Source organism: Mitsuaria sp. CC2 (assembly GCF_048957715.1).
Lineage (GTDB): Bacteria > Pseudomonadota > Gammaproteobacteria > Burkholderiales > Burkholderiaceae_C > Roseateles.
Window position 1 is genome coordinate 135,220 of the sequence record NZ_JARVXN010000029.1, and the last position, 23,432, is coordinate 158,651.

Genomic DNA, 23,432 nt, shown 5'->3' on the forward strand with positions numbered 1-23,432 from the left:
AACCACCGGCTTCGATTGCCGAGTCGCGACATGCGGTCGATCGAATCGAAGGGGTGGGCGAGATGTCAAACCACGCAGCACTCCGTCGTGTGGTCACCCTCACGGAATGACCCATCTCGCCCGTAAACGATGAGTACGGGAAGAGCCTCGCTTTGATCGCGAGGCCTGGAGCGCTGGTGTGTTTGAAGCACCTGCGTGCATCGTGCAACCGGTCGACGAATCACTCTCTGATAAAAATCAAAGTGCTCCGGCGATTCCGCCTTCGTGGGGTTGTGTGGGGGATGCCTGGGTATCCGCTTCCCACCGAAGGGCCAGGTCTTGTCAACGAGTCGTCAGGTTGACGGCTGTCGGCAGATCTCAAAATTCAAGTCCGACATAGCGCGATTTCGCGGTCCTCTGATCTGCGTCAAAGAAGCTCGAAGTGCGGCGCGAAATCCGACTCCACGAATGCGCTCGCATGACAAAGTCCCGGGTCTTGCTTGATGGGTGTCTCCTGTTGGCATCGGCCTTCCATGGCAGATGGCCCGACAGGTGATGCGATGCCACTTCAGACTTGCGACGAGTGAAGGCATCGCGTTAAACTTCGCCGCAACACACCCGCCACACGTCCTGGTTTTCGGCCAGGGTTCTGCGCAAGCAGACGTGCAAAAGGCGGGTTTCTCGTTTCTGAGTTGCATCGTTTGAGATCGCAATCTGCGATCTCAAAGATCCGAGGCGTCAGTGCTCAGCCGATCGCCTTCGCGCGCTGCTTCACCAAGGTCTGCAGCGCGTTCCAAGAGGCCTCATTGGCGAAGAAGCTTCGCGGCAGAACATGCGCGCACATCGCGGAGTAATAGAGCAGGACGAGTTGATCGTCGAGCTTGTATCCGGTGATCTTGTCCCACGGCAACTGGGCCGTGATCGTTTCCGTCTTCCAGAGCAGCCCCGCCGCGCTCAACTCGCCACTGGCTTTGGCCTGGGTGCGGCTGTAGGTCTTCCATTGTTGGCGCTCGATCAGGAAACCGGCCCCGACAGCGATCGCAAACAACAGCCCGAACGGCAGCAGTTCGAAGACGAACCTGCCGGGGTCGTTGCGCATCAATGTGAAGTCGCTGACGGTCCACAGAATGACGAGCATCGCTATCGGCAAGACGGTAGCTGTCCGTCCCCACCATGGCGGCAGGCGACGTCGGATGTGGCGATATTCCGGCCACGTCACTTCGCCCGCGAAGCGGACAGGTTCATTTCCCATTGAGCTCCTCCAGTTGCTCCGGAGCTCCCACGTTCGCCCATGGGCCCGTGTAGAGCTCCGCCGTCACCGCCCGCGCGTTGATCGCTCGATCGAGGCTCGCGCGGATGCGCTGATGCTGTCCTGCCTGCACGCCGTCGAAGAACGCGCGCTTGTACAGGCCGATGTTGCTGTAGACCTCCAGGTCACCATCGATCGTCGCGAAGCCCGCCGCGTCGATGCCGAAGTCGCCCGTCGGATGTCGCGGCTGCTTGGGCACGAACCACAGGTGCGCCAGCAGCGGGCTCGCCGCGAAGGCTGCTGCCTTTGCCGCGTCGAACTCGAAGTCGGGAATGAAGATGTCCGCCGACACGGCCCAGAACGCGTCGTCGCCATCCGCGCACAGCAGGTCCAGCGCCGTCGCGATGCCGCCGCCGGTCTCCAGCGCGCGGCCGTAGCGCTCGCCTTCGTGGCTGTAATGCAGCGTCACGCCGAATCGCGCGCCGTCGCCCAGCGTCGCCTCGAACTGCTCGTGCAGCCACGCCGTGTTGATCACGATGTCCCGGATGCCTGCTCGCGCGAAGGCCTCGATGTGCCACTCGATCAGCGGCTTGCCGCGCACTTTCAGCAAGGGCTTGGGCGTGTGGTCGGTCAGCGGCCGCATGCGCTCGCCGCGCCCGGCCGCGAGGATCATGGCTCGCATCGATGGGTCCAGAAATTGAGGCCGCGAGTTTAGAGCCCGCTCCGCGATACGCTTTCGGCCACTTTTCGTCACCCCGCGCACACCCGGAAACCGCTCCCCGGCACGTTCACTAGAATCTCGGGTTTGCCCCAACCCCTGCCCGAGACCAACACCATGGCCGAGACCAGCGCTGCCGTCGTCACCCCGAACACCACCCAGATGGCCAACGCCATCCGTGCCCTGGCGATGGACGCCGTCCAGCAGGCCAACTCCGGCCACCCGGGCGCCCCGATGGGCATGGCCGAGATCGCCGTCGCGCTGTGGAAGCGCCACCTGCGCCACAACCCGGCCAATCCGCAGTGGGCCGACCGCGACCGCTTCGTGCTGTCCAACGGCCACGGCTCCATGCTGATCTACGCCCTGCTGCACCTGACCGGCTACGACCTGCCGATCGCCGAGCTCAAGGCCTTCCGCCAGATGCACTCCAAGACCCCGGGCCACCCGGAAGTCGGCATCACCCCCGGCGTCGAGACCACCACCGGCCCGCTCGGCCAGGGCATCACCAACGCCGTCGGCTTCGCGCTCGCTGAAAAGCAGCTCGCCAAGGAATTCAACCGCGACGGCCACACCATCGTCGACCATCACACCTACGCCTTCCTCGGCGACGGCTGCCTGATGGAAGGCATCAGCCATGAAGCCTGCTCGCTGGCCGGCTCGTGGAAGCTGAACAAGCTGATCGCGATCTACGACGACAACGGCATCTCCATCGACGGCCAGGTCGGTCCCTGGTTCGGCGACGACACCGCCAAGCGCTTCGAAGCCTACGGCTGGAACGTCGTCGGCCCGGTCGACGGCCATGACGTCGACGCCGTCGACGCCGCCATCGCGCTGGCCAAGACCAGCAAGGACAAGCCCTCGCTGATCATCGCGAAGACCCACATCGGCAAGGGCAGCCCGAACCGCGCCAACACCTCCAAGGCCCACGGCGAGCCACTCGGCGCCGAGGAAATCAAGCTGACCCGCGAAGCGCTGGGCTGGTCGCACGAACCCTTCGTGCTGCCCGCCGAGGTCTACGCCGACTGGGACGCCAAGGACGCCGGCACCGGTTTTGAAAAGGCCTGGGACGACAAGTTCGACGCCTACGCCACGCAGTTCCCGGAACTGGCCGCCGAGTTCTCCCGCCGCATCGCCGGCGTGCTGCCGCCCAACTTCGCCGACGTCGCCGCGCAGGCCGTCATCGGCGCGCATGAGAAGGCGGAGACCGTCGCCTCCCGCAAGGCCAGCCAGATCGCGCTGGAAGCCTTCACCGCCGCGATGCCCGAGCTGCTGGGCGGCTCGGCCGACCTGACCGGCTCCAACCTGACCAACACCAAGAGCACGCCCGCCTTCCGCCTGGAAGAGGACGGCAGCTCCAACGGCGGCCGCCACATCAACTACGGCGTGCGCGAGTTCGGCATGGCCGCGATCATGAACGGCGTCGCGCTGCACGGCGGTTTCATCCCCTACGGCGGCACCTTCCTGACCTTCAGCGACTACAGCCGCAACGCGATCCGCATGGCCGCGCTGATGAAGCAGCGCGTGATCCACGTGTTCACGCACGACTCCATCGGCCTGGGCGAAGACGGCCCGACGCACCAGTCCGTCGAGCACGTCTCCAGCCTGAGACTGATCCCCGGCCTGGACGTCTGGCGTCCCGCCGACACCGCGGAAACGGCCGTCGCCTGGACCCTGGCCCTGGCCAACAGCCAGCGCCCCAGCGTGCTGGCGCTGAGCCGCCAGAACCTGCCCTACCTGAAGAAGTCGGGCGAGGCCGTCGACGCCATCACCACCGGCGGCTACGTGCTGAGCGAGCCGGCCGACGTCGGCCTGAAGAAGAAGGCGCAAGCCGTGCTGATCGCCACCGGCTCGGAAGTGCAGCTGGCCATCGCGGCGCAGCAGCAGCTGGCCGTGGCCGGCATCCCGGTGCGCGTGGTCTCGATGCCTTGCACGAGCCTGTTCGACCGCCAGGACGCCAAGTACAAGAAGGGCGTGCTGCCGGACGGCCTGCCGCGCGTCGCCATCGAAGCCGGCGTCACCGACCTGTGGTGGAAGTACGGCGTGTCCGCCGTCGTCGGCCTGGACACCTACGGCGAATCGGCCCCGGCCAACGTGCTGTTCAAGCACTTCGGCTTCACGCCGGAGAACGTCGCCGACACCGTCAAGGTGGTGCTGGGCAAGGCGCGCCTGAAGGGCTGAGCGCCCTTTCGCACGTGTTTCGCGCCGGACCGTTCCGGCACGACGGGAAGAGGTGCCTCGTGCACCTCTTTTCACGTCCGGTTCCGGGCGCTCGATGCCGCCGATGCCGGCGACAGGAGAAGAAGCCTCCGCCTGCTCTCCCCCTCCGAAGGGGGTCTCGATTCGCCTGCGCCCCCGCATAGACTGCTTGACGCCCGTGGGCGTGCTCAGCCGCCCTCGGGTCAGGGACAAGACTCGAATCCAGGGAGCACGATGACACGGCATCTCTTCGCACGCGCATGCGGCACGCTTCTCTCGTGGGCTATCGCCGGTAGCGCGATGGCCGCCTCCGGCACCACGGACGTCAGTCCGCCCTCGCCGGCGCAATCGCTCAGCTGTCTGCAACGGCCCGAGCAGCCGCCGAAGTTCCCCGAGCGCGGGAACTACGATCGCACCGGCGGCTTCGCCCGCGTCAAGCTCCAGTTCACCGCGCCGGACAAGGCGCCCGACGTGCAGCTGCTGGCCAATTCGCTGCGCGAGGACATGCTCGACGTCGTCACGCGCCATCTCGACCGCTATCGCCTTCCCTGCCTCCAGCCGGCCGACGGCACGGTCAGCGCGGTCCAGGAGTTCGAGTTCTCCAACTCCCAGAAGGCACCGTTGCCGCTGGCCCCTGACGAGACCACGCCGCGCGGACGGCTCGAGGTCTGCTACACGCGTCCGAAGCAGGACATGGTCTTCGACGTGTTGAACGCCGGTCGCGAGGTCAACAACATCGTCATCGCGATGACCTTCGCGGGCGACGGCGAACAGCCGCCGGAGGTCAAGGTGCTGCACGCGCAGGCCGTGCGGTTCGCCGTCGACACGGTCGTCGAGTGGGCGCGCTGGTCCCGCATGCCGTGCCGCAAGGCGGGCGATTCCCCCGTCGTGCTGCGGCAGAGCTTCAGGCTCTATCCGCCCGGCCAGCAACGCCAGGTCCTCAAGGTCGAACAGCTGAACCTCGTCGACTTCCTGGCCATGACCGAGAACCCCCAAGCCGAAGGTGTCCGCTTCGACTTCAACACCATGGCCTGCCCGTTCAACGTGAACTACACGATGTACGGACCTGCGCTGCCCAATGAGGTCACGGATGGCGAGAAGAAGCCGGACCGGGCGATCTTCATCGACTGGCTCGCCCGGCAGAACCTGAAGTTCTCGTCGCCCAAGCAGGCTCGCGCGCTGTTCGGCGAGGACCTCCAGATCCGCGTGCCATGCGGCCAATTGGACCTGCAGGCCAAGACCTGACGCGCGCGACAAGTTGGCTCGCTGGCTGGGCAGCCGCTCGGGCGACACCACGGCTGAAGTGCCCGCTCGTACCGCGCCTCTGAAGATCGATGTAACCCGGTAACCCGCTCGAAACGTCGGTCGCCGCCGATCTGTTCAAATCGAGGGTTCCCGGCGCCCCGGCCCGCTGCCTCGCAGACCCGCTCGACGCGCCGGACCGAACACCTCCGCGGCACGACGTCCACTGGCTGGGCGACGCGCCCATGACGTCATCGATTCATTTCACTCGCAGGAGACTTTCCTCATGACCATCAAGATCGGTATCAACGGGTTCGGTCGCATCGGCCGCATGGTGTTCCGCGCCGCCGTGGCGAACTTCAAGGACATCCAGATCGTCGCCATCAACGACCTGCTCGAGCCCGATTACCTGGCCTACATGCTGAAGTACGACAGCGTCCACGGCCGCTTCGACGGCGATGTGGCGGTCGACGGCAACACGCTGATCGTCAACGGCCAGCGCATCCGCCTGACCCAGGTCAAGGATCCCGCCGAGCTGAAGTGGAACGAGGTCGGCGCCGACATCGTCGTCGAAGCCACCGGCCTGTTCCTGACCAAGGAAACCGGCGAAAAGCATCTGACCGCCGGCGCCAAGAAGGTCATCATGTCGGCCCCGTCCAAGGACGACACCCCGATGTTCGTCTACGGCGTCAACGACAAGACCTACGCCGGCCAGGCCATCATCTCCAACGCCAGCTGCACCACCAACTGCCTGGCCCCGCTGGCCAAGGTGCTGAACGACAAGTGGGGCATCAAGCGCGGCCTGATGACCACCGTGCACGCCACCACCGCCACGCAGAAGACCGTCGACGGCCCGTCCAACAAGGACTGGCGCGGCGGCCGCGGCATCCTCGAGAACATCATCCCGTCCTCCACCGGCGCCGCCAAGGCCGTGGGCGTCGTGATCCCCGAGCTGAACAAGAAGCTGACCGGCATGTCCTTCCGCGTGCCGACCTCCGACGTCTCCGTCGTCGACCTGACCGTCGAGCTCAACAACAACGCCACCTACGCCGAGATCTGCGCCGAAATGAAGGCCCAGAGCGAAGGCGCCCTGAAGGGCGTGCTGGGCTACACCGAGGACAAGGTCGTCGCCACCGACTTCCGCGGCGACCCGCGCACCTCCATCTTCGACGCCGACGCCGGCATCGCGCTGGACGGCACCTTCGTCAAGCTGGTGTCCTGGTACGACAACGAGTGGGGCTACTCGAACAAGGTGCTCGAGATGGTCAAGGTCGTCGCCAAGTAAGCGGCTCCTTCCCGTCCTCCGAAGCCCCGCCCCGGCGGGGCTTTTTCGTTCCCGGAGCGCCGTCGATACGAACAGTCACCACTTTGTTCGCCGATAGCTGCTCTTTGCGTGCGGAATCCCCCTTTAGAGGTGATGCCTCGCAGCAAATGTGTCGCGCCATTAGCAATTTCTTAGCGGCCTCCCCCATAAACTGGCTAGCTCAGTTTTGTGGAGTTTCTGCATGTCCGTGCTGTCTTTGCCGAAGCGTTTCGCCGCCGCCGCGGCCGTCATCGGTCTGTTCGGGGTCGGCACTGCCGGCGCGGTCACCGGGACCGCCCTGAAGCCGGATCAGCAGCCCGACTTCGCCCGCGTCATCGTGCGCTTCAAGGCCCAGGCCGACGCCGTCAAGGCGCGGCCGCTGGCGACCCGCGCCACCGCCTCCGAAGCGAAGGACATCGCGCAGGTGCGCGGCACCACGCTCGGCTTGAGACACGCCGCCACGCTGCAGGTCCGCCGCAGCCTGGACAACCGCACCCACGTCTACACGGCCACCGGCATGAGTTCCGCCGAACTTGCCAAGCGTCTGGCCACGGATGGCGACGTCGAGTCGGTCGAGGTCGACCGCTGGTGGAAGCATTTCTCCGTGCCCAACGACCCGCTGTACGCCACCGCCTCCGCAGCCGGCGTCACTGCGGGCCAGTGGTACCTCAAGGCGCCCGATTCGACGGTGCTGTCGTCGATCAACGCCCCCGCCGCCTGGGACAAGTCGACCGGCACCGGCGTTGTCGTCGCGGTCCTCGACACCGGCGCCCGCCTGGATCATCCCGACCTGGCCGGACAGTTCGTCCAGGGCTACGACATGATCGGCTTCCGCAACAGCGGCACCACCGTCATCGCCACCGCCAATGACGGCGACGGCGCCGACAGCGACCCGAGCGATCCCGGCGACTGGGTCGACCAGTCCGACATCACCAACGGCCGGCTGGGGTCCAGCTGCACTTCCGACGACATCGACAACAGCTCCTGGCATGGCACGCGCGTGGCGGGCCTGATCGCGGCTGCCACCAACAACGGCCAGGGCATGGCCGGTGTGGCCTACGGCGCCAAGGTCCAGCCGGTGCGCGTGCTCGGCAAGTGCGGCGGCTGGGCGTCGGACATCGCCGCCGGCATGCGCTGGGCGGCCGGCGTCGAGGTGCCCGGCCTGCCCGTCAACGCCACGCCCGCCAAGGTCATCAACATGAGCCTGGGCGGCGACGGGGCGTGCAGCTCGACCTACCAGGACGCGATCACCGCGGCGTACAACAAGGGCGCTTCCGTCGTCGTCGCGGCCGGCAACGGCGTCGAGAACGACGATCCGACCAAGGAAGGCGGCATCGCCGTCGGCACGCCGGCCAACTGCGCCAACGTCATCGCCGTGGCCGGCCTGCGCCATGCGGGCACCAAGGTCGGATTCTCCAACCTCGGCCCGCAGGTGACCATCAGCGCGCCGGGTGGCAACTGCGTCAATACGGAGAAGGGCAGCCCTTGCCTGTATCCGATCCTGTCCACCAGCAACAGCGGCACGACCACGCCGGTCGCCAACAGCAACGCGTTCAACTACAGCGGCACCGGCACCAGCTTCTCCACGCCGCTGGTCAGCGGCACGATCGCGTTGATGCTGGCGGTGAATCCGAACCTCACGCCGACGCAGGTCAAGGCAGCGCTGCAGTCGTCGGCGCGGGCATTCCCGGCGCAAGCCACAACAGGCGTTGCCCAATGCGTGGCCGGCGACAGCGCGAAGCCTCAGCTCGAATGCGCGTGCACGACCAGCACCTGTGGCGCCGGCATGTTGGATGCGAATGCCGCCATCGCGGCTGTCACGACGACGTCGACGCCGACGCCGACGCCGACCAACGACACCCCGTCCAGCAGCGGCGGTGGTGGTGGTGGTGGTGGTGGTGCCATGAGCGGCCTGTGGCTGGCCGCTCTGGTGATGGCAATCGTGGCGCTGCATTGGCCCAAGCCGCGTCTCGCCAGGATCCGCTCGAAGTAATCGAGCCTGGGATCGAAGAAGTCCTCGGTAGCAAAACCGGGGCAGTACAACAATGGTTGGGGACGGTGAGGCGTGAGGTTTCGGAGCTTGACTCCGGGGCCTCATGCCTCGGCGGCCAACGCACCGGACGACTCAGGTGGGCGGTCTCCAGGAAGGTTCCCGTACTTCCACCGCCGCAGGCCCTCACCCCTGCCCTCTCCCGCGATGCGGGAGAGGGAGTAAGGAGGGTTGAGCGTTCTTCTCCCCGAGAGGAAGCGAGAGGGTCAGGTTTTGTCGTCAGCGGCTCGCGCCGGAGCTCGATCCGTTCGCGGCGCTGGCGGCGGAAGAAGCCACAGGCGCTTCCACCGAGCAGTCCTTGCGTTTCTCGCCCCAGGGCGGATTGGCCAGCGCGTTCAGCTTGCCGGATTGGACGCCGTCCAGCCGTGACAGGCGCAGCGTCGTCTGCTGCAGCGGTTCCTGCAGCCGCATCACGCGCAGGCCCTTGTAGTTCCGCTTGGTCATCCCGTCGAGCGCCGCCTGCGCGGCTGCTTCGCTGTCGTGCTTGCTGAGCACCAGCGTGGGTTGTTCGTCGGGGAAGCCTTGCAGCGGTTCGAAGGCGATCTTGGCGCTGCGATAGGTGTCTTCCTTGCGTTCGCGGAAGTCCTTGCTGGGCATCTTGATCGTGGCCAGCGCCCACACGCCGCCGCTGTTGACGGCCGTCGTCTCGATCGATGACGAAGGAATCCCGGCGCCCGACAGCGCCGCGTTGGCGCGCTTGAGCAGCTCATCGCCGATCAGCGGTCCCAGTTCCAGGCACGACCGTGCCGCGAGCTGCGTGACCGCGTTCTGGTTGAGCAGCGCCAGCCGCTCCGGGTTGATCTGCTGGTCCAGGCGCGGCGCGGCGGGTGCCATGCCGGCCACCCACCCCTTGTTCCACGCGAACACCAGCACGTTGACGACGAAGAGCAGGACGACCGCAGCGCGCAGCATCGTGGCTTATCCCTGTCCGGCGGAAGCGCCGCCTAGCCGCACGCTGACCTCGCCGCCGCTGACCGTCCGGCGGCCTTGCGGGGTGTCGATCAGCAGTTCACCGCGGTCGCTGACGCCCGCGCCCTTGCCTTCCAGGACGCCGGCGGTGATCGCCTTGCCTTGCAGCAGGTCGCGGCGCGCGAAGCGCTCACGCCAGGCGCCGAAGCCGCCCTGCGGGAAAGCCGCCAGCGCCTTCACCAGCGCCGGCGCCAGCAGCGCCAGCGCCTGCGGCGGGGTGACGTCGGGAATCAGTTCCTGCAGGCAGGCGAAGCCCGTGTTGAGCTGCGACTCCGCCACCTTCGCGCGGTCGGACACGTTCAGGCCCACGCCCACCACCGCCATGCGCGAACTGCCGGCCGGCACCGTCTCGATCAGGATGCCGCCGAGCTTGCGCTCGTCCAGCCACAGATCGTTGGGCCATTTCAGGCCCAGGCGGCTGCCCTCGGGGTCCAGCGCCTCGGCGATCGCGGCGCCCACCACCAGCGACAGCCCGGACCAGTCCGCCACCTCCACCGGGATCGACAGCGAGAAGGTCAGCGACGCGCCCGGCGTGCTGTGCCAGGCGCGGCCTTGCCGGCCGCGTCCGTGGGTCTGGTGTTCCGCGATCAGCAGGCACGGGTGCAGGTCGTGCTGGCGTCGCCCGTAGAGTCGATCGCCCGCGCGGCCCGCGGCCACGGTGCCCTCGTCGCGGCGCACGCGCTCGATCAGCGTGGCGTTGGTCGATTCGACCCGCGCCAGCACCTCGATGCTGAGCCCCGGCAGCAACGGCTCCAGGTCTTGCCACAGGGCCTCTGCGCCCCAGTTCTGATGTTCTTGCATCGCCGCGAATGTGATCCTGCGATCCCGTCTTGGTCTTCCCGGGCCGAGCTGCCCGGTGATCGTGAATGGTCGGAGTCTAGAGGGAGATGGTCCCGCCCGGAGCCCCGCACCATGAATCGGTGGCTGTAGGACCTGACAGGGTGAGCACGCTCCCTCCAACGCGCTTCAGGCGCCCTTGGATGTGCGTTGCGGGGAGGCGTTCGACGCCTTCTGCTCCTTGGACGTCTTCTCCTCGGCCTTGGACTTCTTCCCCTTGAGCGCTTTTTCCTTCGGAGCCTTCTCCTTGGGCGCCTTCTCCTTGGGCGCCTTCTCCTTGGGCGCCAGCATGGTGCCCCGGCAGCCCGGCGTGCCGCACCGGCATTCGAACCGCTTCTTCAGCGCGGGCGTATAGCGCTCCTCGATCACCAGACCGTAGTCGTAGAACAGCTCCTCGCCAGGGGAAATGTCCGTCAACGCATGGATGAACACCCGGCCGTCGACCTCGCGGGCCTCGCAGTTGGGGCTGCAGGCGTGGTTGATCCAGCGCGCCCGGTTGCCGTCGACCGCCGCGTCGATGACCCCGCCGGTCTCAAGGTGAAAGTAGAAGGTATGGTCCGGCTGCGACGGATCGTGCGGATGACGGTCCAGCGCCACGTCCCAGGAGATGTGTTCGCCCTTGTACTCGATCAGCTTGTCGCCCGCCTTCAGCGGCGCCACCGCATACACGCCGCGGCCGTGCACGCCGGAGGCGCGGACCTCGATGCGCTGGCTGCGCTTGAGCGGGGTCGGGTCCGCGGTCGGATCGGCGGTGGGGTCGACGCCGGCATCGAGGGGGGCGGGAACTCTCGGAGCGGGGCGCGGTTGCGGCATGGAGCGAGTCCGGTACATTGAATTCATGGGTGCGCGCGCGTGTACACACGTACGTAGGTGCGTGGGCGCGCGCGAGGCCGGATTGTAGGCAGACGTTCATGAAGATCCTGGACGCCTGAATGAAGACGAAAGAAGCAAGCGCATGAGCAAGGCATTGGTGATCGCGGAAAAGCCGTCGGTGGCGCAAGACATCGTCAAGGCGCTGACCGCGCTGTCAGGCAAATTTGAAAAGCATGACGAGTATTTCGAGAACGACGCGTACGTCGTCAGCTCGGCCGTCGGCCATCTGGTGGAGATCAAGGCGCCGGAGGAGTTCGACGTCAAGCGCGGCAAGTGGAGCTTCGCCCACCTGCCGGTGATCCCGCCCCACTTCGATCTGAACCCGATCGACAAGAGCAAGGGCCGCCTGAACGCGCTGGTCAAGCTGATCAAGCGCAAGGACGTGACCTCGCTGATCAATGCATGTGACGCGGGGCGCGAAGGGGAACTGATCTTCCGTCTGATCGTCCAGTACGCCGGCACCGCCAAGGCGCAGGTGACCAAGCCGGTGAGCCGGCTGTGGCTGCAGTCGATGACGCCGCAGGCGATCCGCGACGGCTTCGAGCAGTTGCGCACCGACCAGCAGATGCTGCCGCTGGCCGACGCGGCGCGTTGCCGTTCGGAAGCCGACTGGCTGGTGGGCATCAACGGCACGCGGGCGATGACCGCGTTCAACTCGCGCGACGGCGGTTTCTTCCTGACCACCGTGGGCCGCGTGCAGACGCCGACGCTGTCCATCGTCGTCGAGCGCGAGGAGAAGATCCGTAAGCACGTCTACCGCGACTACTGGGAAATCCGGGGCAACTTCGACGCCGAGGCCGGCCAGTACGAAGGCAAGTGGTTCGACACCGCGTTCAAGAAGAACGCCGACGATCCCGAACAGCGCGCCGACCGCGTCTGGACGCAGGCCGAGGCCGACGCCATCGCCGCCGCGGCGCTGGGTCAGCCCGCCACGGTGACGGAGGAATCCAAGCCGAGCACGACCGCCAGCCCCGGCCTGTACGACCTGACCACGCTGCAGCGGGAAGCCAACTCGCGCTTCGGCTTCTCGGCCAAGACGACGCTGGGTCTGGCGCAGGCGCTGTATGAGAAGCACAAGGTCCTCACCTATCCGCGGACCGACTCGCGCTATTTGCCCGAGGACTACCTGATCGTCGCGCAGGACACCGCGCGCATGATCGCGAACTCGGACATGCCCGGCCCGCTGAAGGCGCTCGCGCCGCACGCTCGCACGGCGCTGGACAAGGGCTACATCAAGCCGACGAAGAAGGTGTTCGACAACACCAAGGTGTCGGATCACTTCGCGATCATCCCGACGCTGCAGGCCCCCGGCAGCCTGACCGAGGCCGAAGCCAAGCTCTACGACATGGTCGTCAAGCGCTTCCTGGCCGTGTTCTTCCCGCCAGCCGAATTCCAGGTCACGACGCGCATCTCGACCGTGAAGACGGCCGGGAAGTCCTACGCCTTCCAGACCAACGGCAAGGTGCTGGTCAAGCCGGGCTGGCAGGCCGTCTACGGCAAGGAAGCCACCGACGAGAACGCCGAGCCGGGCACCAGCGGCGCGATGCTGGTCCCGGTGAAGGCCGGCGAGGTGGTGCGCACCGAAAGCACCGACGTGAAGGCGCTGGTGACCAAGCCGCCGGCGCGCTACACGGAAGCGACGCTGCTGTCGGCGATGGAAGGCGCGGGCAAGCTGGTCGACGACGACGAGCTGCGCGAGGCCATGGCCGAGAAGGGCCTGGGCACGCCGGCCACGCGCGCGGCGATCATCGAAGGCCTGCTGGCCGAGAAGTACATGCTGCGCGAGGGTCGGGAGATGATCCCGACCGCCAAGGCCTTCCAGCTGATGACGCTCCTGCGCGGACTGGGCGTCGACGAGTTGTCCAAGCCCGAACTGACCGGCAACTGGGAGTTCCAGCTGTCCGAGATGGAGAAGGGCCGCCTCAAGCGCGAGGACTTCATGGCTGAGATCGCCGCGATGACCGAGAAGGTCGTGCGCAAGGCCAAGGAATACGACCGCGACACCATCCCCGGCGACTACGCGACGTTGAAGACGCCATGTCCGAAGTGCGGCGGCGTGGTCAAGGAGAACTACCGCCGCTTCACCTGCACCGGCAAGGTCGGCAACGGCGACGAGTGCGGTTTCTCCATCCCCAAGATCCCGGGCGGCCGCAGCTTCGAGCTGGCCGAGGTCGAGACCTTCCTGCGCGACAAGAAGGTCGGTCCGCTGGAGGGCTTCCGCTCCAAGGCGGGCTGGCCCTTCACGGCCGAGCTGGCGCTGGTGTTCGACGCCGAGATCGACAACTGGAAGCTGGAATTCGACTTCGGCGAAGACGCCAAGAAGGCCGAGGAGAACGGCGAGCCGGTGGACTTCAGCACCTACACGCCGCTGGGCCACTGCCCGAAGTGCAATGGTCGTGTGTTCGACTTCGGCAGCAACTACGTCTGCGAGCATGCGGTGGGCGACAAGATCACCTGCGACTTCAAGAGCGGCAAGATCATCCTGCAGCAGCCGATCGAGGCCGAGCAGATGACCAAGCTGCTGGCGACCGGCAAGACGGACCTGCTGGAGAACTTCGTCTCCAACAAGACGCGCCGCAAGTTCAAGGCTTTCCTCGCCTACGACAAGAAGGAAGGCAAGGTGATGTTCGAGTTCGAGCCGCGCGCCGCCAAGCCGGGCGCGAAGACGGCAGGCAAACCGGCGGCCAGGACCGCCGACAAGCCGGCCGCACAGCCAGCAGCCAAGAAGGTCGCGGCGAAGAAGGTCGCAGCGAAGAAGGCGGCGGCCAAGGGCTGATCGTGCGCGCGATCCACTGAACCGGGTTCCCCGCTCAGTCGGGCGCATGGAGGCCGGCTGCGACCGGCCTTTCGCGCGCCCCCAAATCGCAACCCGTGAAATCCAGGGGGTCGGTCCGTGCCTCATTTTCCGGACGCCCCTCGCATTTGCGCGACACTCGACCGCAAACAATTCTGCGATTCAGGAGAGGGCATGCGGTCATGGGACGATCGACGCTGAGCATCCAGACGCGGCTGGTCGCCGCGCTGAGCCTCAGCGCGACGGTGCTGGTGGGCTTGATCGGCCTGTACTGGGTCGATCGTCACGAGCACGAACTCAACGAGGCGCTGGTCGAGCGCCAGCAGCGCATGGCGCAGCTGGTGGCGCGAGGCTTCGCAGAGCCCGTGTGGAACCTCGACAGCGCCGCGCTGTCGGAACTGCTGGACGCCGTGATGGCGGATCCGGAGGTCCAGTCGATCACGCTGGCGGCCCCGGGCCTGGAAACCTTGCAGCGCACCCGCCAGACGCCGGCGGTGCGGCCGATCACGCTGGAATTCGAATTGAGCCACCGTGCCGGCGCCCAGGGCCCGGCAGGCGCGCTGGGCCGGGCGTCGCTCGTCTACACCCGCAGCCACATCGACCAGACGCTCGGCGAGACGCGCCGGCTGGTGGCCAGCCTGCTGGCGACCGTGCTGCTGGCGATCGGATTGACCAGCTATGTGCTGGTGCGGCGGCTGGTGGAGCGTCCGGTCTCGCGGCTGCGCGGCCTGGCGCAGCGCGTCGCGAGCGGCGAGCTCGGCGCCCACATCGAGCCCGAGCATGCCGACGAGATCGGTGACCTGACCGAGCAGCTCAACGCGATGAGCGGCAAGCTGCGCGATTTCGCCGAAGGGCTGCGCAGCAGCGAGCAGCGCTACCGCAGCCTGTTCGAGAACGCCGCCGAAGGCATTTTCCAGGCCGATGGGCACGGCCGGCTGCTGCGCGTGAACAAGGCGCTGGCGCAGATGCTGGGGCTGGGCCGCCCGGAGGACGCGCAAGGCGTGACCCTGCGGCGCGTGGTGCGCATCGAACGCGACGAATACCGCCGGCTGGCCCGCGCGCTGGAGCGCCACCGGCTGCTGCAGCAGGTGCCGCTGCTGGTGACGACGCGCGACGGCCGCGACCTCTGGGTCGAACTCAGCCTGCATCTGGTGCTCGACGGCGCGCCGCGCATCGAGGGCCTGGTCAGCGACATCACCTTGCGCCGGCTGGCGGAGCAGGAACTGACGCAGCATCGGGACCATCTCGAGGAACTGGTGACCGAACGCACCGTGGAGCTGTCGCAGGCCAAGCAGCGGGCGGAAGCGGCCAACCAGGCCAAGAGCCGCTTCCTGGCCACGATGAGCCACGAGTTCCGGACCCCGCTGAACGCGATCCTGGGCTTCGCGCAACTGCTGCAGATGGACAGCTCGCTCAACGACGCGCAGAAGCATCGCATCCGCCTCATGCGCGAATCGGGCGAACACCTGCTGGTGCTGATCACCGACCTGCTGGACGTGGCCAGCATCGAGGCCGGCAAGCTGACGCTGCAACTGAGCCCGCTCGACCTGCGGGCGCTCCTGGAGATCTGCAGCGAGTCGATGCGGCCGCGCGCGGCGGAGAAGGGCCTGGCCTTCGCTGTCCAGCTGGACCCGCAACTGCCCTCTCGCGTGCGGGCCGACGGGCAGCGGCTGCGGCAGGTGCTGCTGAACCTGCTGTCCAACGCGGTGAAATTCACCGACCACGGCCGCATCGGACTCGCGGTCGATGTCGTGGCGCAAGGACCCAGCAGCCTGATGCTGCGCTTCACCGTCTCGGACACCGGGATCGGCATGGCGCCGGATCAGATGGAGCGGCTCTTCCAGCCGTTCGAGCAGGTGGCCGACCAATCGCGCCGCACCGGCGGGACCGGGCTCGGACTCGCGATCAGTCAGCAGCTGGTGCGGCTCATGGGCGGAGAGATCACCGTCGAGACCTCGCCCGATGAAGGCAGCCGCTTCAGCTTCGCGCTGGAACTGCCGTTGGCGTCCTGAGACGGCCCTCAGACTTCGATCCGCCAAGCGCGGGCTCTCCCGGGGCATGGGGCCTCGCGGCCGCGAACCCCAAGCCCCATTCCGGCCCCAGCAGCAATCGCTGACCGCACGTCGTCGCTGCGATGGTTGACTTCACGTTGAACGGAGGCGGCTGTGCGGGCGGCGCGCGGGCGGCGCGCGTCGGACGGCATACTGCTTCGCCATGACTGCCGTCCTGTTCTACAAGCTGCTGGCGATCTTCATCGCCGCAGGCATGGGCTGGTTCGTCGGGCACATGCGCTGGCTGGGCAAGGCCGGCGGCGAGAACGACCCGGCCCGCATCCTCTCGAACATCGCGTTCTACCTGTTCGTCCCCGCGCTGATGTTCCGCACCACCGCGCGCGTGGAGATCTCGCAACTGCCCTGGCTCACCGTGGCCGCGTTCTTCGCGCCGGTGGTGCTGATGCTGGTCGCCGTCTATTTCTACGAGCGCAAGCGCCATCCCGACAGCCCCGCCGCCCCCGCCGTGCGCAGCATCACCGCCAGCTTCGGCAACACGCTGCAGGTCGGCGTGCCGCTGGTCGCCGGCGTGTTCGGCGAAAGCGGCCTGGCGGTCCACATCACCGTGGTGAGCCTGCACGCGCTGACGCTGCTGACCATCGCCACCGTGCTCGTCGAGATGGACCTCGCCCGCCACGCCAGCGGCGGCGCGAGCCTGAAGCGCACCCTCCTCATGACCATGCGCAACACCGTGATCCATCCGGTGGTGCTGCCGGTGCTGTGCGGCTTCGCCTGGCACGCCACCGGCATTCCGCTGCCCGCCGTGCTCGACGAGGTGCTGCAGATGCTGGGCAGCGCGGTGGTGCCGCTGTGCCTGGTGCTGATCGGGATGTCGCTGTCGTACTACGGCATGCCGCGCGGCGCGATGCGCACACTCCTCGGGCTGGCGGCGCTCAAGCTGCTGGTGCTGCCCGCGCTGGTGCTGGGCATCGCACATTGGGGCTTCGGCCTGTCGGGCATGCCGCTCGCCGTCATCGTGATGATGGCCGCGCTGCCGCCGGGCTCCAACGCGATGATGTTCGCGCAACGCTACCGCACGCTGGAGGCCGAAGCCTCCGGTGCGATCGTGCTGGGCACGCTGCTGTTCGCGGCCACGGCGCCGATCTGGCTGGCGATCCCGGCGTGGCTATAGAGAATCAGTCCCGTCATTCTCGGCTGCGTGTAGCACGAATCGATGCACCCGCGGGCCATCGACACAAGCATGCTTTCGGCCTCCACATGACGAGGGCAGAATGCTTCCTTCCCCATCGAAAGAGGCCCTCGGCCATGTCAGTCCAAGATCTGCAGAGCCAACTCAACACGGCGCGCCGACAAGTCGTCACCGATGGGTACGACATGTCTCTCGGAGAGATCGCCAGCCTGTACAGGAACAAAGAACTGGTCATTGATCCGAACTACCAGCGCCTCTTCCGGTGGGAGGAGTCACAAAAGACCCGGTTCATTGAATCCATTCTTCTCGGCATTCCCGTGCCTCCGGTTTTCGTCTTTCAGCGTGAGAACGGAGTGTGGGAACTGATCGACGGGCTACAACGAATCTCGACGGTCCTTCAATTGACTGGTGACCTACTTACGCCTGAGGGAGCACCATACGATCGCTTGGTTCTCGGAGGAACAAACCTCCTGCCAGCGCTTGCGGGAATGAAGTGGGAAGGTGCAGATGGCACCGAGGACGACGAAGCATTCAACGTCGCATTGCAGCTTGAGATCAAGCGTGCACGCATGCGCGTGGAGATCCTCCGCAAAGAGAGCGATCAAGACACCAAGTTCGAACTCTTCCAAAGACTCAACACGGGAGGCTCCAAGCTCAGTGAACAGGAGGTGCGAAACAGCGTCCTCGTGATGATCAATCCGGAATTTTTCGCGTGGATGGCTCGACTCACCGAGATTGAGAGCTTTCGAGAAACCGTGCAGCTCACCGACTCTCAGAGGCGGCAGCAGCAACATGTCGAGATGGCGTTGCGCTTCATTGCTTATCGTCGCCACCCCTACGCCCGGGGCTTGGATGTGAACGAGTACCTCGACGATGCTGCTCGCAAGCTCGCCCATTTGACTGCGGCAGAGATGGAGGAGGAACGCGACCTTTTCCGCTGGGTCTTCGACACGCTCCGATCTGCTGAAGGACCCGATGTGTTCAAGCGTTGGGACGGTGAGCGCCACACGGGAAAGTTCTTGATATCCGGGTTCGATGCCATCGCATTCGGTGTGGCTCTGAACCGGAGGGCTATTGAGGATATGGAGCCCGAAGCACGAGAGGCTTGGTTGGCGCAGCGAGTTCGTTCACTCTGGAGCGAGCCCCGCTACGTCAACAACTCGGGCATGGGCGTTCGAGGCACAACGCGTCTGACGCACCTGCTCCCGTTCGGTCGCGATCACTTCGCCGGATGATCCGCACACCATGAAGATCCGATCAGCGGACCAACTTTTAGTCCATCTGGACGGCGAAATGGCTTGGCGCCTGAAAGAGGTTCATGAGCTTCGGTCGTCCGTCATTTCCGCGAAGGGCAAGAACGTTGATGTTCATGTGCGCGCAGGGGTTGCAATGCTATATGCGCATTGGGAAGGATTCGTGAAGGGGGCTGCGAACGCTTACATCGCCTACTTAGCGCACCGAGCGGATAAGAATCGTGATTTGCAGGATTGCTTCGTTGCACTGGGCATGAGGACCACGCTTTCTCAGATGGGAGCGTCCAACAAAGCCAACGCTGCTGTTGCGGCAGTCACGTTCCTACGAGACGAGCAAGATCAAGGCGTGCGCCTTTCCAAGGCCGCCGTCAGCTCAGATTCCAACCTCAACTCGGAGGTTTTCAAGAACATTGCCGACTGGCTAGGCATCGATTGCAGCCAATATTCAACGCGCTTTCCGCTTCTAGACGAGACACTGCTAGCGACTCGAAACGGAATCGCTCATGGAGAGTACCTTCAGATCGATGCTCAGCGCTTCCACACGCTCGTCGACGAGATCCTGGAAATGCTCCGTTGGTTCAAGACCGATATCGAGAACGCGGTCGCGCAGAAGACTTTCTTGAAGGTACCTTCCGGAGCGCCGCTCGTGGCCGGACCAATCAATACACCGGGCGCATCGGTAGCGCTTTAGCGAACCGAAGAACCACGTCATGAATCGGAGTTTGTCTCCTCGCTTTGAATCCCACTCCTTCGTCCGCGGCGACGAAGTCGCCCCGGAGATCCTCCACGCCGCGTTCACCGCCGCATTTGCCGACTACTTGATCGGCCCCTTCCAGATCCCGTTCGCGCAGTGGCCGATGTTCCTCGCGCGGCAGGGCGTCGATCTGCCGCTGTCGCGCGTGGCGCTGGATACGGCCGGCGCACCGCTGGCCTTCGCTTTCGTCGCGCCGCGCCCGGTGTCGGACCGATGGCGCCTGGCGACCATGGGTGCCGTCCCGGCCGCGCGCGGCACCGGCGCCGCCCCCGCGCTGCTGGACGACTTCATCGCGCGCGCGGCCGCGGCCGGACTGCGTGCCGCGGAGCTGGAAGTCTTCGCGCAGAACGAGCGCGCACGACGCCTGTATGAGGGACGCGGGTTCCGCAGGCAGCACGACCTCTTCGGCTTCGTTGCCGAGCCCGGCACGATCGCGCCTTCGACCGGCGGGGCGCTCCACGCGATCGACATGCCGCATCTGCTGGGCTGGCTCGAAGGCGCCGAGCACCGCATCCCCGACCTGCCGCTACAGGTCACGGCCGCCACGATCCGGCATGGCGTCGACTATCACGGCTGGCAGACCGGGGACGGCCAGATCGTCTTCAGCCTTCCCGACGAGACCGTGATGGTGCACAGCTTCATCGCGCCGCACGAGGCCGACGCCCGCGCGCTGATCCAGGCGCTCGCGGCGGTGTACCCGGAGCGCCGCCTGCGCGTGCCGCAGCTGCAGCGCGAGGACCTCGGCGGCGGCGCGCTGCGCGCGCTGGGGGCCGTCGCGCAGCCGCTGCATCAGCAGCTGATGCTGCGTCCGCTGTGACCGGCTGCATCCGCCACGGATACTGTGCTGCCCCGGCGTCGTGTTGACGGCGCCTTGACGTGAGGCCGGCGAGCCGATCGGTTCCAACTCGCCGAACCTTGATCTTTCAGAGTTCCGGCACTTGTGACGGTGCCCCGCTTTGGTTAGCGTGCACTGCACCAACATTGAAGGGAAGCGTCCCACCATGCGATTCATGCCCGCGGCACCCGCCGCCATCACCCTGGCCGTCCTGACGGCCCTCGGCGGCGCCACCGCCACGTCGGCCGTGCTGGCCGCTCCGGCAGCGGCCGGCGCCAGCGCCGTCACCACCGTGGACGGCAAGCTCAACGTGAAGCTGGAGAAGGTGAAGCTGGCCAACGGCTTCGAGGTGATCCTGGTCGAGGACCACCGCCTGCCGCTGGTGGCCTTCAACCTGTGGGTACATGCCGGGCCGCGCAACGAGGCCCCGGGCCAGACCGGCTTCGCGCATCTCTTCGAACACCTGATGTTCGCCGGCACCCGCCACATCCCGCGCGGCTCGGCCGACAAGATCATCGACGCCGCCGGCGGCACCGATTCCAACGGCTCGACGGACTTCGACCGCACGAACTACTTCTTCACGCTGCCGTCCAACCAGCTCGAACTGGGCCTGTGGCTGAAGTCCGACATGCTGGGCTACATGATCGACGAGGTCGATTCGGTCTCGCTGGCCAACCAGCAGGACGTCGTCCGCAACGAGCGCCGCCAGTCGGTCGAGAACCGCCCCTACGGCATCGTCGAGGAAGCGCTGTACCAGGCGCTCTATCCGGAAGGCCATCCGTACCGCGCCACGGTGATCGGCTCGCACGCCGACATCCAGTCGATCAAGCTGAACGACGTCAAGGCCTTCGCCCGCAGCTACTACAGACCGAACAACGCCACCCTGGTGCTGGCCGGCGACTTCGATCCGGCGCAGGCCAAGCAGCTGGTCCAGAAGTACTTCGGGCCCTTGAAGGCCGGCGATCCGGTGCCGCCGGTCAACGTGCCGCAGCCCAAGCTGACCGAGGAGAAACGCATCGAGGTCACCGACCGCATCGAGCTCCCGCGCCTGGACATCGCCTGGCACACCCCCGCCGTGTTCCAGCCGGGCGACGCCGAACTGGACCTGGCCTCGCACGTGCTCGGCGGCGGCAAGTCCAGCCGTCTCTACAAGACGCTGGTCTACGACAAGCAGCTGGCGCAGTCGGTGCAGGTGCAGCAGTACTCGCTGTCGCTGGGCTCGGTGTTCTCGGTCGAGGTGATCGCGCGTCCCGGCAAGTCGCTGGACGAGATCCAGAAGGTCGTCGACGACGCCGTGGCCGAGCTGTCCGTGAATCCGCCGACGCCCGAAGAGATGGTCCGCGCCCGCGCCGCCATCGAGACCGGCACGCTGGCGCGCCTGGAGAAGGTCCAGGCCCTGGCGGACCAGATCAACTACTACAACCAGCAGGCCGGCGATCCGAACTACATCGGCAAGGACCTGGCGCGCTATCAGGCGATCACGCCGGAGAAGATCCGCGACGTCGTCGCGCAGCAGCTGAAGAAGGACGCCCGCGTCGTCGTGCTGGCGACGCCGGGCGAGCAGAAGCTGGCCGCCGAAGTGGCGACCCCGCCGATGCCGGAGAAGGCCGCCAAGGGCGAACGCGAATCGATGAACCCCGACGTGGCCTGGCGCAAGACGCAGCCCAAGGGCGGCAAGGCCAAGGCCTCGGTGCTGCCGGAAGGCAAGCGGCTGACGCTGGCGAACGGGCTGACGCTGATCCACGTGCCCAATCCGGGCCTGCCGCTGGTGAGCGCGACGCTGGTCGTGCGCGCCGGCCAGACCGCGAACCCGACGGACCGCCCCGGCCTGTCGAGCTTCGCCGCCGGCATCCTGCAGCAGGGCACGCAGACGCGCACCGCGCAGCAGATCGCCGACGAGGCCGCCGCGCTGGGCGCGGCGATCAGCACCAGCGCCGGCCGCGACGAGGCCCGCATCGAGGCCAGCAGCCTGAAGCGCAACTTCGCGCAGACGCTGGCGTTGATGGCGGACGTCGCGCTGCATCCGGCCTTCGATGCCGCCGAGATCGCACGCATGCAGAACCAGCGCCTGGCCGCGCTGCAGCAGCAGCGCGAGCAGGCGCCGGCGGTGGCGGCGATCGTCGCCAACCGCGCGATCTACGGCGACGGCCATCCGCTGGCCGTGGCCGCGATCGGCGACGAGGCCTCGATCAAGGCCACCGACGCCGCCGCGCTGCGCCAGTTCTGGTCGACCCATTACCGGCCCGACCAGGCCGCGCTGGTGGTCGCCGGCGACATCTCGGCCGACGAGCTGAAGTCGCTGGCGGAGCGCCTGTTCGGCGCGTGGGTGCGCCCGGCCTCGGCCGCCTCGCCGGTGAACGCGGCCGCGCCCCGGCCGGTCGCCGCGCGCGTGATCCTGGTCGACAAGCCGAACGCGCCTCAGACCGCGCTGAGCGTCGTCGCCCCGGGCCCGAAGGCCGGCACGCCCGACGCCGAGGACATCAAGGTCATGAACGCCGCGATGGGCGGTCTCTTCACGTCGCGCATCAACACGCAGCTGCGCGAGGTCAAGGGCTACACCTACGGCATCTACTCGGCCTACACGATGAACCGCGACAGCGGCCTGTTCGGCATCCGCGGCAGCGTGCGCACCGACGTCACCGGACCGGCGCTGACCGACATGTTCAAGGAAATCGACGGCATGCGCGCCAAGCCGATGGGCGCCGACGAGCTGAATCGCGTGCGCAACGCGCAGCTGCTGGCGCTGCCGGGGCTGTTCGACACCAACCGGGTCGTGGCCTCGAGCTACGCCAGCGAGTGGGCGGTCGGCGCGCCGGCGGACAGCATCACCTCGCTGCCGCGCAAGTACGGCGCAGTGAACGCGAGCAGCGCGTACAAGGCGACGAAGACCTACGTCGATCCGGCCGCGCTGATCGTCGTGGCCGTCGGCGACAAGGCGAAGGTGCTGCCGCAGCTGGAAGCCTTCGGTCGCAAGCCGCTGGAGATCCGCGACCTGCAGGGCGCGCCGGTCGACGCGACCGCGCCGTCGGCGGCGGCCTCGGCCGCGAAGCCGTGATGACCTGACCCCGACCGCGCGGACCTCGCGCGGGCACCAACGACAACGGGCGCCGAGGCGCCCGTTGTCGTTGCATCGCTGGATTGCTCAGCGACCCCGTCTCCCAGGGGGGGACCGTGTCATC

Annotated in this window: 16 protein-coding genes; 11 read left to right on the forward strand and 5 right to left on the reverse strand. The window is 66.8% G+C overall.

Going from position 1 to position 23,432, the window contains the following annotated elements:
- Positions 1–724: 724 nt before the first annotated feature.
- The gene (locus PV762_RS20290) at positions 725–1,231 is read right to left on the reverse strand and encodes a YcxB family protein (protein WP_421036807.1); all 507 of its coding nucleotides are present in this window, start codon (positions 1,229–1,231) and stop codon (positions 725–727) included.
- Entirely contained in the window at positions 1,221–1,910 is a 690-nt protein-coding gene (gene murU / locus PV762_RS20295) for an N-acetylmuramate alpha-1-phosphate uridylyltransferase MurU (RefSeq protein WP_421036808.1), read from the reverse strand. Before murU ends, PV762_RS20290 begins: the two co-directional genes overlap by 11 nt.
- A gap of 153 nt (positions 1,911–2,063) precedes the next feature.
- Between murU and tkt the strand changes: the two genes are divergently transcribed.
- The 4 genes from tkt (at position 2,064) to PV762_RS20315 (ending at position 8,680) form a co-directional block, all read left to right on the forward strand.
- Positions 2,064–4,124 (forward strand): transketolase, encoded by a 2,061-nt coding sequence (gene tkt / locus PV762_RS20300; RefSeq protein WP_421036835.1) that lies wholly within the window; start codon positions 2,064–2,066, stop codon positions 4,122–4,124.
- A 318-nt stretch (positions 4,125–4,442) separates the two neighbouring features.
- Entirely contained in the window at positions 4,443–5,387 is a 945-nt protein-coding gene (locus PV762_RS20305; protein WP_421036809.1) for a hypothetical protein, read from the forward strand.
- 283 nt (positions 5,388–5,670) lie between these two features.
- A complete protein-coding gene (gene gap / locus PV762_RS20310) occupies positions 5,671–6,669 on the forward strand; it encodes a type I glyceraldehyde-3-phosphate dehydrogenase (RefSeq protein WP_067281231.1) in 999 nt (332 codons plus the stop codon).
- Between the two features lie 220 nt (positions 6,670–6,889).
- Positions 6,890–8,680, forward strand: a complete 1,791-nt coding sequence (locus tag PV762_RS20315; RefSeq protein WP_421036810.1) for a S8 family peptidase — start codon at positions 6,890–6,892, stop codon at positions 8,678–8,680.
- A gap of 276 nt (positions 8,681–8,956) precedes the next feature.
- Here PV762_RS20315 and PV762_RS20320 read toward each other — a convergent pair whose 3' ends face one another.
- The 3 genes from PV762_RS20320 to PV762_RS20330 form a co-directional block, all read right to left on the reverse strand.
- Positions 8,957–9,649 (reverse strand): hypothetical protein, encoded by a 693-nt coding sequence (locus tag PV762_RS20320; RefSeq protein ID WP_421036811.1) that lies wholly within the window; start codon positions 9,647–9,649, stop codon positions 8,957–8,959.
- Between the two features lie 6 nt (positions 9,650–9,655).
- Complete coding sequence (locus PV762_RS20325) at positions 9,656–10,507, reverse strand: biotin--[acetyl-CoA-carboxylase] ligase (RefSeq protein WP_421036812.1); 852 nt, start codon at positions 10,505–10,507, stop codon at positions 9,656–9,658.
- 165 nt (positions 10,508–10,672) lie between these two features.
- Entirely contained in the window at positions 10,673–11,248 is a 576-nt protein-coding gene (locus PV762_RS20330) for an SET domain-containing protein (protein WP_421036836.1), read from the reverse strand.
- Between the two features lie 250 nt (positions 11,249–11,498).
- On the opposite strand from PV762_RS20330, the gene PV762_RS20335 reads away from it, so the two are divergent.
- From PV762_RS20335 to PV762_RS20365, 7 genes are all read left to right on the forward strand, one after another.
- Entirely contained in the window at positions 11,499–14,192 is a 2,694-nt protein-coding gene (locus PV762_RS20335; RefSeq protein ID WP_421036813.1) for a DNA topoisomerase III, read from the forward strand.
- A gap of 200 nt (positions 14,193–14,392) precedes the next feature.
- Positions 14,393–16,222: an ATP-binding protein gene (locus PV762_RS20340; RefSeq protein WP_421036814.1), complete on the forward strand. Its 1,830-nt coding sequence runs from the start codon at positions 14,393–14,395 to the stop codon at positions 16,220–16,222.
- 202 nt (positions 16,223–16,424) lie between these two features.
- Positions 16,425–17,393, forward strand: coding sequence for an AEC family transporter (locus PV762_RS20345; protein ID WP_421036815.1), 969 nt, complete (start codon positions 16,425–16,427; stop codon positions 17,391–17,393).
- Positions 17,394–17,527: 134 nt separating this feature from the next.
- Positions 17,528–18,646: a DUF262 domain-containing protein gene (locus PV762_RS20350; RefSeq protein WP_421036816.1), complete on the forward strand. Its 1,119-nt coding sequence runs from the start codon at positions 17,528–17,530 to the stop codon at positions 18,644–18,646.
- Between the two features lie 10 nt (positions 18,647–18,656).
- The gene (locus PV762_RS20355; RefSeq protein WP_421036817.1) at positions 18,657–19,355 is read left to right on the forward strand and encodes an MAE_28990/MAE_18760 family HEPN-like nuclease; all 699 of its coding nucleotides are present in this window, start codon (positions 18,657–18,659) and stop codon (positions 19,353–19,355) included.
- 19 nt (positions 19,356–19,374) lie between these two features.
- On the forward strand, positions 19,375–20,235 hold the full coding sequence (locus tag PV762_RS20360; RefSeq protein WP_421036818.1) for a GNAT family N-acetyltransferase: 861 nt from the start codon (positions 19,375–19,377) through the stop codon (positions 20,233–20,235).
- Between the two features lie 184 nt (positions 20,236–20,419).
- Positions 20,420–23,308 carry a M16 family metallopeptidase gene (locus PV762_RS20365; protein ID WP_421036819.1) on the forward strand — a complete coding sequence of 963 codons (2,889 nt, stop codon included), beginning with the start codon at positions 20,420–20,422 and terminating at the stop codon, positions 23,306–23,308.
- Positions 23,309–23,432 lie beyond the last annotated feature (124 nt).

Excerpts from the sequence above, each read along its gene's own strand:
- PV762_RS20290 (WP_421036807.1), bottom strand. The coding sequence starts at position 1,231 with ATGGGAAATGAACCTGTCCGCTTCGCGGGCGAAGTGACGTGGCCGGAA.
- murU (WP_421036808.1), bottom strand. The coding sequence starts at position 1,910 with ATGCGAGCCATGATCCTCGCGGCCGGGCGCGGCGAGCGCATGCGGCCG.
- tkt (WP_421036835.1), top strand. The coding sequence starts at position 2,064 with ATGGCCGAGACCAGCGCTGCCGTCGTCACCCCGAACACCACCCAGATG.
- PV762_RS20305 (WP_421036809.1), top strand. The coding sequence starts at position 4,443 with ATGGCCGCCTCCGGCACCACGGACGTCAGTCCGCCCTCGCCGGCGCAA.
- gap (WP_067281231.1), top strand. The coding sequence starts at position 5,671 with ATGACCATCAAGATCGGTATCAACGGGTTCGGTCGCATCGGCCGCATG.
- PV762_RS20315 (WP_421036810.1), top strand. The coding sequence starts at position 6,890 with ATGTCCGTGCTGTCTTTGCCGAAGCGTTTCGCCGCCGCCGCGGCCGTC.
- PV762_RS20320 (WP_421036811.1), bottom strand. The coding sequence starts at position 9,649 with ATGCTGCGCGCTGCGGTCGTCCTGCTCTTCGTCGTCAACGTGCTGGTG.
- PV762_RS20325 (WP_421036812.1), bottom strand. The coding sequence starts at position 10,507 with ATGCAAGAACATCAGAACTGGGGCGCAGAGGCCCTGTGGCAAGACCTG.
- PV762_RS20335 (WP_421036813.1), top strand. The coding sequence starts at position 11,499 with ATGAGCAAGGCATTGGTGATCGCGGAAAAGCCGTCGGTGGCGCAAGAC.
- PV762_RS20340 (WP_421036814.1), top strand. The coding sequence starts at position 14,393 with ATGGGACGATCGACGCTGAGCATCCAGACGCGGCTGGTCGCCGCGCTG.
- PV762_RS20345 (WP_421036815.1), top strand. The coding sequence starts at position 16,425 with ATGACTGCCGTCCTGTTCTACAAGCTGCTGGCGATCTTCATCGCCGCA.
- PV762_RS20350 (WP_421036816.1), top strand. The coding sequence starts at position 17,528 with ATGTCAGTCCAAGATCTGCAGAGCCAACTCAACACGGCGCGCCGACAA.
- PV762_RS20355 (WP_421036817.1), top strand. The coding sequence starts at position 18,657 with ATGAAGATCCGATCAGCGGACCAACTTTTAGTCCATCTGGACGGCGAA.
- PV762_RS20360 (WP_421036818.1), top strand. The coding sequence starts at position 19,375 with ATGAATCGGAGTTTGTCTCCTCGCTTTGAATCCCACTCCTTCGTCCGC.
- PV762_RS20365 (WP_421036819.1), top strand. The coding sequence starts at position 20,420 with ATGCGATTCATGCCCGCGGCACCCGCCGCCATCACCCTGGCCGTCCTG.